The organism is Brevundimonas sp. (assembly GCF_041919755.1).
In the GTDB taxonomy this organism is placed as follows: Bacteria; Pseudomonadota; Alphaproteobacteria; order Caulobacterales; family Caulobacteraceae; genus Brevundimonas.
Genome location: NZ_JAYRTD010000010.1, coordinates 102,311 through 112,497 on the forward strand (window position 1 = coordinate 102,311; position 10,187 = coordinate 112,497).

General features: G+C 65.5%; 11 protein-coding genes and 1 tRNA gene. All 12 read right to left on the minus strand.

Features of this window, described 5'->3' with window-relative positions; translation table 11 throughout:
* Positions 1-7 precede the first annotated feature (7 nt).
* On the minus strand, positions 8-1,813 hold the full coding sequence (locus tag ACE3TH_RS12340; RefSeq protein ID WP_374600053.1) for a M3 family oligoendopeptidase: 1,806 nt from the start codon (positions 1,811-1,813) through the stop codon (positions 8-10).
* A 62-nt stretch (positions 1,814-1,875) separates the two neighbouring features.
* Positions 1,876-2,481, minus strand: a complete 606-nt coding sequence (locus tag ACE3TH_RS12345) for a DUF2059 domain-containing protein (RefSeq protein ID WP_374600055.1) — start codon at positions 2,479-2,481, stop codon at positions 1,876-1,878.
* 55 nt (positions 2,482-2,536) lie between these two features.
* On the minus strand, positions 2,537-2,971 hold the full coding sequence (locus ACE3TH_RS12350) for an NUDIX hydrolase (RefSeq protein WP_292172355.1): 435 nt from the start codon (positions 2,969-2,971) through the stop codon (positions 2,537-2,539).
* A 57-nt stretch (positions 2,972-3,028) separates the two neighbouring features.
* Positions 3,029-3,562 (minus strand): DUF2059 domain-containing protein, encoded by a 534-nt coding sequence (locus ACE3TH_RS12355; protein ID WP_292172352.1) that lies wholly within the window; start codon positions 3,560-3,562, stop codon positions 3,029-3,031.
* Between the two features lie 69 nt (positions 3,563-3,631).
* Complete coding sequence (chrA, locus tag ACE3TH_RS12360; protein WP_374600058.1) at positions 3,632-4,864, minus strand: chromate efflux transporter; 1,233 nt, start codon at positions 4,862-4,864, stop codon at positions 3,632-3,634.
* 220 nt (positions 4,865-5,084) lie between these two features.
* Positions 5,085-5,771, minus strand: a complete 687-nt coding sequence (gene rplA / locus ACE3TH_RS12365) for a 50S ribosomal protein L1 (protein WP_374600060.1) — start codon at positions 5,769-5,771, stop codon at positions 5,085-5,087.
* A gap of 4 nt (positions 5,772-5,775) precedes the next feature.
* The gene (gene rplK, locus ACE3TH_RS12370; RefSeq protein ID WP_292172344.1) at positions 5,776-6,207 is read right to left on the minus strand and encodes a 50S ribosomal protein L11; all 432 of its coding nucleotides are present in this window, start codon (positions 6,205-6,207) and stop codon (positions 5,776-5,778) included.
* 198 nt (positions 6,208-6,405) lie between these two features.
* On the minus strand, positions 6,406-6,981 hold the full coding sequence (gene nusG / locus ACE3TH_RS12375; RefSeq protein ID WP_374600062.1) for a transcription termination/antitermination protein NusG: 576 nt from the start codon (positions 6,979-6,981) through the stop codon (positions 6,406-6,408).
* 12 nt (positions 6,982-6,993) lie between these two features.
* Positions 6,994-7,293, minus strand: a complete 300-nt coding sequence (gene secE, locus ACE3TH_RS12380; RefSeq protein WP_374600064.1) for a preprotein translocase subunit SecE — start codon at positions 7,291-7,293, stop codon at positions 6,994-6,996.
* Positions 7,294-7,363: 70 nt separating this feature from the next.
* Positions 7,364-7,439: transfer RNA gene (locus tag ACE3TH_RS12385), tRNA-Trp, on the minus strand.
* Between the two features lie 119 nt (positions 7,440-7,558).
* Positions 7,559-8,893: a hemolysin family protein gene (locus ACE3TH_RS12390; RefSeq protein WP_374600066.1), complete on the minus strand. Its 1,335-nt coding sequence runs from the start codon at positions 8,891-8,893 to the stop codon at positions 7,559-7,561.
* 430 nt (positions 8,894-9,323) lie between these two features.
* On the minus strand, positions 9,324-10,187 hold an 864-nt coding region (locus tag ACE3TH_RS12395), incomplete at its 5' end, for an elongation factor Tu (protein WP_374600068.1).

Sequence of the window (10,187 nt, forward strand, 5' to 3'; positions counted from 1 at the left end):
CTCAGGCTCAAGCCAGACGTTCGAACTGATCGATCAGGCCTTCCAGCCGACGGGTTCCGATGGTCCAGAACGCGGGGTCGCGCGGGTTCAGGCCAAAGGGTTTCAGTGCCTCGACATAGCCCTTGGTCCCGCCCCCGGCCAGCAGCTCGCGATACAGGGGCGTGAACGCTCCCGGGTCCTTGGCCCGCGTCTCCATCAACGCCGCCACCAGCAGGTCTCCGAACGCATAGGCATAGACGTAGAAGGGCGAGTGGACGAAGTGGCTGACATAGCTCCACCAGTGCTCATAGCCGGGGTTCAACGTCACGGAGGGGCCCAGCGACGCCCCCATCTCCTCCAGCCAGATTTCACCGATCCGCTCGACCGACACCTCGCCGCCGGCCCGCTCGTCATGGAACCGCGTCTCGAAACGGTGAAAGGCGATCTGGCGCACCACGGTATTCAGCCCGTCCTCGATCCGCCCGGCCAGCAGGCCGCGCTGCTCGGCCTTGGGCGCGGTCGCCAGCAGCCGGTCGAAGGTCAGCCCCTCGGCGAAGATCGATGCGGTCTCGGCCAGCGTCAGAGGGGTGTCGGCCAGCAGGGACCCCTGCCCCGCCGCCAGCGTCTGATGCACCCCATGCCCCAGCTCATGCGCCAGGGTCAGCACGTCACGCCGCTCGCCCATCCAGTTCAGAAACACATAGGGGTGCCGGTCCGCCGTCACCGGGTGGGCATAGGCCCCCGACTGCTTGCCCGGCCGCGCCCGCCCGTCGATCCAAGGCTTGTCGAAGAAGGTCTGGACCCGATCCGCGAAATCCCCGCCCAGATCGGCAAAGCTCTCCAGCACCAGATCGCGCCCCTGGCTCCACCCGTATCGGCGCGGCGTGACCTTCTCCTCCAGCGGCGCATTGCGGTCCCACTGGTCCAGTGTCGCCCGCCCCATCGCGCGGGCCTTCAGCGCATAGTAGCGGTGCGACAGACGCGGATAGGCGGCGGCCACGGCCTCGGCCATGGCATCCACAGCCTCGCCGTCCACCTCATTGGCCAGGTGGCGGCTGTCGGCCGGGCGTTTGAACCCGCGCCAGCGGTCCTCCAGCGCCTTGTCCGCCGCCACGGTATTCAGCACCAGGGCCATTGTCTGGGTGCGCGCGCCCAGCGCCTCGCTCAGCCCCTCGGCCGCCGCCTTGCGCCGCGCCGCCTTGGCATCGGACAGCTGGTTCAGGGCCTCGGCCAGCGTGAGCGATTCCTTGCCGGCCCGGACCCGGATCGCCGCCAGGGTCTCATCGAACAGGCGCGGCCACTGGGCGCTGATCGGCCCGCGCTCGGCCAGGAAGGTCTCCAGCTCCTGCGACAGCTCATGCGGCTTCATCGCCCGCACGCGACGTAGCCAGGGCGTCCAGCGAGCGGCGGTCGGATGCGCGGTCAGCGCCGCCTCGATCTCGTCCTCCTCCAGCTGATTGATCTCCAGCGTGACCCAGACGGTGGGTGTCACGATGCCGGTGATCTTCTCCCTCAGCGTGCCCTCGAACCCCTGCGCCGCCGCATCGCCGCGATCGGTCGAGGCCGACAGAAAGGCATAGGCCCCCAGCGCGCCCAGCAGGTCCGACGCCTGTTCGTACAGGGTGATCGCCTGATCCAGACGTTCTCCCAACACCGCCGCATCGCCGCGCGCCGCGATGAGCTGGCCCTCGAACCCGTTCAGCCGGCCCACGACCTCCGACGCGCGATCCAGATCGGCCTGGACCGAGGCGTCCTCGCGCGAGGGATAGAGGTCGGAGAGATCCCACAGCGGGGCATCGGCATGGGCGGTCGGGGGCGGGACATGTGCGTTCATGTCCCTCGTTGTGGGGATGCCGACGCCACGGCGCAACCGTGGCGACCGCCCTCGGCAGCGTCCTACTTGCGGCGGGGTGCCGCGGCTACGCTCTCACCGGAACCCGTTTCGAACCCTTCGCGCATTCCGCGCCGCATCTCCTCCAGTTCCTCCGGCGTGCACTGGTAATGCTGACACATCCGCAGGGCCATCTTCTCCAGCATCTGCGGAACCACCGACATGATGGCGCGGTTGGCCTCGGGCATGACGATGATGGACTTGTCCGCGATCGACCGTCCCAGCGGATTGTCGTAGAAGGCGATCAGGGCCATCAGCTCTTCTTCCGTGAACACGGCGGCATAGACGGGCACCATCTCCTGCACCATCAGGGGCACCATATCGGTCGTCATTTCGGCCGTCAGATCCAGGATGAAGCGACGATCCTCGGCAGGCAGGGCCGGTGCCGAGGTGTCGTTCGCCATCTCGTCGCCGACCATCTCGCGGATCGCGCCCTCCAGCTGGTCCGTCATCAGCAGATTTATGTACTGCCGGGTCAGTTCCAGCTGCCGGGCCGATGGCTGACTGGAAGACGCCTGCTGGACCACGGCCCCAACCCTGGCCTGCACCATCGTAGGCATCAGCACCGATCCAGCCAGCGCCACGCCGGCAATCACAAACATCAAACGCATGGTCATCCCCCTGTTTGCATTCAGTCTCTCGCGATGACGACGTTCGCACAAGTCGTCAGCCGGCGAAGGCTAGGATGAGCGCTGCCAGATCGGCTTCGTTGACACGGCTGGCCGCCTGCTCGGCCGACATCCACTGACGCGTGCGCTCATGCTGCTCCTGCCAGGTGGCATGCTCGACGGTGACTTCCAGGGGAAACAGCGACACCACGCACCAGCGCCCTTCGCCGCGCCTCAGCCATTTCAGATAGCGGAAGGTGCCGATCGGGTGATCGGCGATCCTGCCCTCGACCCCCGCCTCCTCCAGCGCCTCGACGGCGGCGGCCCGGGCGTCCGTCAGCCCCGGCATGCGGCCACCTTTGGGCGTGACCCAGCGCCGGGTCTCGCGCGACGTGACCAGCAGTATCTCCAGCCCCTGTTCTCCACGCCGCCAGCACAGGGCCGCGACCTGGCGGCGCTCGGCGCGTTCGGTGCGGATGGGGGGGTCGATCATGCGGCTGTCGTCCCCCGCGCATGCCCGCGCGTCAAGTCATCCGTATACGGATAACCCCTAGCGGCCCGCACCACTCTGCTTGGCCGCCGCCGCCCCCATCGCCTCGCAGTCGAAGCGCAGGCAGTATTTCTCGAATACATCGGTCATTCCGGTCAGGAGGTGAGGCATCATGGCCTCCTGCATCAACATGCCGGCCTGCATGTTCTTGCGGGCCAGCGACGGGCCAAGCGGGCTTTCATACAACGCCACCAGAGCTTCCAGTTCCGGCTGGGTATAAAGTTCCGCGACATCACCGCGCATGTCCAGCATCGCCTTGTCGATGACGGTCTCATAAAGAGCGGTCATCTGCTCGGTCATCCAGACGCGCTGTTCCTCTGTCGCCTCGCTGCCGGCAAAACCCTCCTCCATCTGCTCGCGCATCATCTTGTCGACATCCAGATCGACAGTCAGGGCCAGATAGCGGTCGGCCAGGGCCAGGCGCGGATCGGGGGCGGCGACGACGACAAGCTGATCCTGTGAGGATGCTTCCTGGGCCAAGGCCGCAGGCCCGGTAAGGCACAGGGCCGCGACGGCGATAATCAGACTGCGCATGGTGACGGCTCCCCAGAGGTACCCCTTCACCTTTCGATGTTCGCCCGGCCAATGCAACCGCCAATTGACCTAGCGCCCCAGCATCGCGGCACCGATCAGACCCGCCAGGCCGATCAGTACCGGCACGGCCCAGCCGCTTTTCCACCGATAGGCTACGACCAGACCCAGCACGGCGACGCCCGCCAGAACCGCGATCCGAGCCGGAGCGGCGGCCTCGGCCATCAGTCCGGCCGCCAGTTGCAGACTGGTCGCCGCGATCAGGCCGACGACCCCGGCCGTCACCCCGTCCAGCAGCGCCCGGATCGCCTTGACATCCAGCAGGCTCTCCAGCCGCTCGTAGAAGATCAGCGAAAAGGCGAAGGCCGGCAGGAAGACGCCCGCCGTCATGGCCATGGCCCCTCCGAACCCGCCCGCCACATAGCCGACGAAGGTCGCGAAGATGATCAGGGGCGCGGGCAAGACACCGGCCAGCGCCACCCCGTCCAGGAACTGCCCGTCGCTGATCCAGCCCCGGCCCGCCATGTCCTGACGCATGAAAGGGATGGCCGTATAGGCACCACCGAAGGTCAGCAGCCCGGCCTTCAGGCCCGACAGGAAGATCAGCCATCCCGAGGCATTCCCTGGCCCGGCCACGTCCGTTCCGGCCTGCGTCAGGTCGGGCATGGACGGCGCGGTGCCTGTGACCGTCAGAACTATGGCCAGCAGCGTCGCGCCCGCTGCGAACAGGGCGGCCAGCCATGGCTTGCCAAGTGCTCGCAGTGCATGGATGGCTCCAGCGGCAGACAGCGCGATCCAGAAGCTCACCCCCGCCAGCGTCGCCACGCCCGCCCCAATGGCCACCAACCAAAGCCCGCGATCTTCCAAGACATGTGCACCGATGCGATGCACGGCCCTTAGGATCAGCCCGATCACGACCGCCTGAATGGCCAACATCGCACCCGCAATCCAGGGTCGCTCGAAGTCGATCAGGAAATAGGCCCAGGCCAGGCCAAGCATCAGCACCAGTCCCGGCAGCATGAATCCCAGCCCGGCCAGTACGCCCCCGATCCGCCCCCGCGCCCGCATGCCCATGTGCACGCACAGCTCGTGCGCCTCCGGCCCCGGCAGGGCCTGCATGACGGCCAGCAAACGATTGAACCGATCGCCGGACATCCAGCCCTCGCGCTCGACCAGATCGCGCCGGATCATCCCGATCTGCGCCACCGGGCCGCCGAAGGCCAGAAAGCCGAACCGCAGGAACTTCAGAAACAGCGCGCCGTAGGACAACACGGGCGGACGCGGCTCCGCCTCGCTATTCGCCACTGAAGTATCCGGCCCCGACATGCGGGCATGCTTGCATGACCACCAGAAGCCCGGAAGCCGCGACGATCTGGCCAGCATGAAAAAGGGCGGCGATCCTGCGACCGCCGCCCTCCGTTTCTGTTGGCCTAACGCTCGCCACGCGGTGGCTTGCTGCTTGAGGCCGGTTTCAGGCCGCGTCGGGTCGGGGAGGTCCCGAAAGGCCGACGAGCGCGGCCCAGTATTATGCCAGCGAGGCCGGATCGACCTTGAAGCCCGGTCCCATCGTGGACGACAGGGTGATGCGCTTCACATAGGTGCCCTTGGCACCGGCCGGCTTGGCGCGGTTCAGGGCCTCGACATAGGCCTTGACGTTGGCTTCCAGGGCTTCCTGGGTGAAGGAGGCCTTGCCGATGCCGCCGTGGGCGATACCGGCCTTTTCGACGCGGAACTCGACCGCACCGCCCTTGGCGTCCTTGACGGCCTGGGCGACGTTCGGGGTCACGGTGCCGACCTTGGGGTTGGGCATCAGGCCGCGAGGACCCAGCACCTTACCCAGACGACCCACCAGGGCCATCATGTCGGGGCTGGCGATGACGCGGTCGAAATCCATCAGGCCGCCGTTGATCTGCTCGTACAGATCCTCGGCACCGACGTATTCAGCGCCGGCAGCGCGGGCTTCGTCAGCCTTGGCGTCCTTGGCGAAGACGGCGACGCGAACGTCACGGCCCGTGCCCGACGGCAGGTTGACCACGCCGCGGACCTGCTGGTCGGCGTGACGGGGATCGACGCCCAGGTTGACGGCGATCTCGATCGACTCGTCGAACTTGGCCTTGGCGTTGTCCTTTACCAGCTTGATCGCGTCATTGAACGGCAGGAGCTCCTGCGTCAGACCGGTGCGGGCCTTTTGAGCCTTGGTTTGCTTGGCCATGTGCTCAGCCCTCCACGACGTTGAGGCCCATGGCGCGCGCCGAGCCTTCGATGATCTTGGTCGCGGCGTCCAGGTCGTTCGCGTTCAGATCCTTCATCTTCTTTTCGGCGATCTCACGCAGCTGGCTGCGCTTGATCTTGCCGGCCACTTCGCGGCCCGGCAGCTTCGACGCCGAAGTGATGCCGGCGGCCTGCTTGATGTAGTGGGTCGCGGGCGGGGTCTTGGTGACGAAGGTGAAGCTCTTGTCCTGATAGACCGTGATCACGGTCGGCAGGGGCGTGCCCTTCACTTCCTTTTCGGTGCGCGCGTTGAACTCCTTGACGAAGCCCATGATGTTGACGCCGCGCTGGCCCAGTGCCGGGCCGATCGGGGGCGACGGCGTGGCGTTGCCGGCCGGCACCTGCAGCTTGATATAGCCGAGGATCTTCTTGGCCATTGGTCTCTCCTGTAATGGCCCAGAACTCAATCAGGACCGGTGAGCCGTGGTCTGGCATGGCTGCCTCCCACGGATTTGTGCGAGCGAACCCGCACCGCCCTGTTCAGAGCGAGGCGCGCCTATAGCGGATGGACGGCCCAAACGCAAACGGCGACCCGAGGGTCGCCGCCGCTATATTCGCAAATGGAGGGCGCGCGATCAGGCCGCGACCTTCTCCACCTGGCTGTACTCCAGATCGACCGGCGTCGGACGACCAAAGATCGACACGGCGACGCGCAGGCGGGCCGCATCCTCGTCGACGCTCTCAACCTGGCCGTCGAAGCTGGCGAACGGGCCGTCGATGACCTTGACGGTCTCGCCGATGTCGAAGTGAATGGTGGGCTTGGGACGCTCGACGCCCTCTTCCACGGCCCCGATGATGTTCTGAACCTCACGCTCCGAGACCGGCAGCGGTTTGGTGCCGCCTGCGGCACCCAGAAAGCCCGTGACCTTGGGCGTGTTCTTGACCAGGTGGTAGGCCTCGTCCGTCAACTCCATCCGCACCAGCACATATCCGGGGAAGAACTTGCGCTCGGAGTTCACCTTGCGGCCGCGACGGATCTCGACGACGTCCTCGGTCGGCACCAGGATTTCGGAGAAGTTGTCTTCCAGACCCTGCTGCTTGGCCTGATCGGTCAGGTGCTGGGCGACCTTCTTTTCGAAGTTCGAATAGGCCTGGACAATATACCACTTGTGGCGGGGATTGGTGGCGGGTTTGGGCGCTGCATCCGTCATGGGCGCGTCTCCTTATTGGCCGATGGACAGGACGAAAAGCGAGATCTTGGCCAGACCCCAGTCGACGATCCAGAAGAAAACGGCCGCGATCAGGACCATGATGAAGACCATCACCGAGGTGATCCAGGTCTCCTTTCGCGATGGCCAGACGATCTTGCGACCCTCGGCGCGGACCTGGCTGAAGAACTGCGGGATGGAGGTCCGCTTCTTCGGCGTCGGCGCGTCGGTACCCACGGCCTGACCGGCCAGCACGGGCTGGCTGACCTGGACATTGGGGGTGCGGCGACCCTTGGGGGTCTTGGCCTTGGCCATCTGACGTCTCTTCAACTCTTGATCCTGCCCACCAGATGGGAAGTCCCACCCGGTGGCGACAGGGGTAAAATGGCAGGAGTGGAGGGACTCGAACCCACGACCCTCGGTTTTGGAGACCGATGCTCTACCAGCTGAGCTACACTCCTTCAGGTTCCGGACAAAACACAACGCGCCGTGGGTTTCCCCGACGGCGCGTGTCGATCGCCAGACCGGGGCGTATGCCCGACCGGCACGGGGTTTTCAAGGGCTATCGGTGTCCCCGCCCCTATTCGTCCAGGTGTTCGGCGACCGCGCGCGCCTCGTCCTCGGCCTTGACCAGTTGGCGGAAGATCAGCTTGTCGATCCGGCGGTCGTCCATGTCGATGATCTCGACCTCAAAGCGTCCGACCTGCAGCACCTCGCCCTCGTCTGGCACGCGCGACAGCTGGTGCAGGATCAGGCCCGCGACGGTGTGGAAGCTTTCGTTCTCGCCGAAGTCTTCACCCAGTGTGTCCGCCAGTTCGTCCAGGTCGGTGCGGCCATCAACCAGCCAGCTGCCGTCCTCACGCTGGCGCACATAGGCGTGCAGTTCGTCGTGGCCCTCGTTGAAGTCGCCCGCGATCATTTCCAGCAGGTCGGTCGCCGTCACCACGCCTTCGAAGGCGCCGTATTCGTCGACGACAAACACCATGTGGACCTTGGAGCCCTTCATGATCTCCAGCGCCTTCAGAACCGAGGACGACTGCGGAATGAAGGCCGGAACCTGGACGTATTTCTCGATATTGAACTCGCCGTTGTCCAGCAGGCTGTCCAGCAGGTCCTTCTTGTGAACGACACCCAGCGGATTATCGACGTCACTCTCGCGCGCGACCACGATTCGCGAATAGGGGCAGGTCCGCACCTCCTCGCGCAGTACCTCGTCCGAATCGTCCAGCGCGACCCAGAACACCTCGTGACGCGGCGTCATGGCGACCTTCACCGGTCGGTCGCCCAGGCGCAGGATCTCCTCGATCATCTCCTGCTCTTCAGGCTCGATCAGACCGGCGGACGTGCCCTCCGCGATCATGGTCTCGACCTCTTCCTGGGTGACATCGGACCCGTCGCGGTCCTTGACGCCCATGACCTTGAGAATGCCTGAGGTCGAGGCCGTCAGCAGCATCACGAACGGATGCAGGACGATGGCCAGGGTCGAAATCGGGGCCGCCATCTTGGCCGCGATCGATTCGGGAAAGATCAGTGCCAGCCGCTTGGGCACCAGTTCGCCGACGATCAGCGACACATAGGTGATGCAGATGACCACCAGGGCCGTGGAAAAGATCTGGGTATAGGCATCCAGCGCCGGAAAGGCGGCCGTCAGGATGCGGTCCAGCTCACCCGCTATGGTCGCCTGACCATAGGCACCGGCCAGAATGCCGATAGCGGTGATGCCGACCTGGACGGCGGACAGAAAATGCGTCGGATTCTCCGACAGCTTCAGGGCCGCCCTTGCCCCTTTGTCGCCTCGCTCGGCCCGGCTCTGCAGTCTGGATTTGCGCGAGGAGACGACCGCAAGCTCGGTCATGGCGAACAGGCCGTTCAGCACCACGAGCAGCAGTACGACGACGATGGCGATGGCTAACATCTAGTGGGGCAGAACCGGCGCGGCGCAACAGTCGGCGGTCCGCATCTGTCATGATAGTGGCAAATCACCGCCCGCGCCACGGTTTACTGCCAAACGCCAGGCTTGTGCCCTCAGGACCTGCTCCGACCGGCGTCAATTGTGCCGTACGCGCCCGGCTTGAAGCCTTCGCTCGGCTGCGTCGCGCAGGCCGACATCCCGATGATGATCCCGATGAACAGGCCGGTGCGTATCGCTCGCATCATGATTACCAAATCCTTAACGTCCGTGGTGAACGTTAAGGCGGCTGAGGCGGTTCCGCGCAAGACATCTCGCGTCACACGCGACGGCGACACAGCAAAAAGCCCCGCCGGATTGCTCCAGCGGGGCTGATTGTCAGACTGCGCTCAAGCAGCGCGGCTCCGCGAGCCGCGCGTTAGCGCACCAAGGATGTCTACTCGACGATCTTGGCGACGACGCCGGCGCCGACGGTGCGGCCGCCTTCGCGGATGGCGAAGCGCAGGCCCTGGTCCATGGCGATGGGCGTGATCAGCTCGACGTTCAGCTCGGCGTTGTCGCCGGGCATGATCATCTCGACACCTTCCTTCAGGTGCACGATGCCGGTCACGTCCGTCGTGCGGAAGTAGAACTGCGGACGGTAGTTGGTGAAGAACGGCGTGTGACGGCCACCCTCTTCCTTGGTCAGGATGTAGGCCTCGGCCAGGAACTTGGTGTGCGGCGTGATGGAGCCGGGCTTGCACAGCACCTGGCCGCGCTCGACGTCTTCACGCTTGGTGCCGCGCAGCAGCACGCCGACGTTGTCGCCCGCCTGGCCCTGGTCCAGCAGCTTGCGGAACATTTCCACGCCCGTGCAGGTCGTCTTCTGGACCGGACGGATGCCGACGATCTCGACTTCCTCACCGACCTTGATGATGCCCTTCTCGACACGCCCCGTGACCACGGTGCCGCGGCCCGAGATCGAGAACACGTCTTCCACCGGCATCAGGAAGGCCTGATCGATCGGGCGTTCCGGCTGCGGGATGTATTCGTCGACGGTTTCCATCAGCTTCAGCACGGCCTGCTCGCCGATTTCCGGGTTCACGCCGTCGGTGGCGGCCTTGGCCGAACCGGCGGTGATCGGAATGTCGTCGCCCGGGAACTGGTACGAGCTCAAGAGCTCGCGGATTTCCATCTCGACCAGCTCGAGCAGTTCCTTGTCGTCGACCAGGTCGACCTTGTTCATGAACACCACCAGGGCCGGCACGCCGACCTGACGGGCCAGCAGGATGTGCTCGCGGGTCTGGGGCATCGGGCCGTC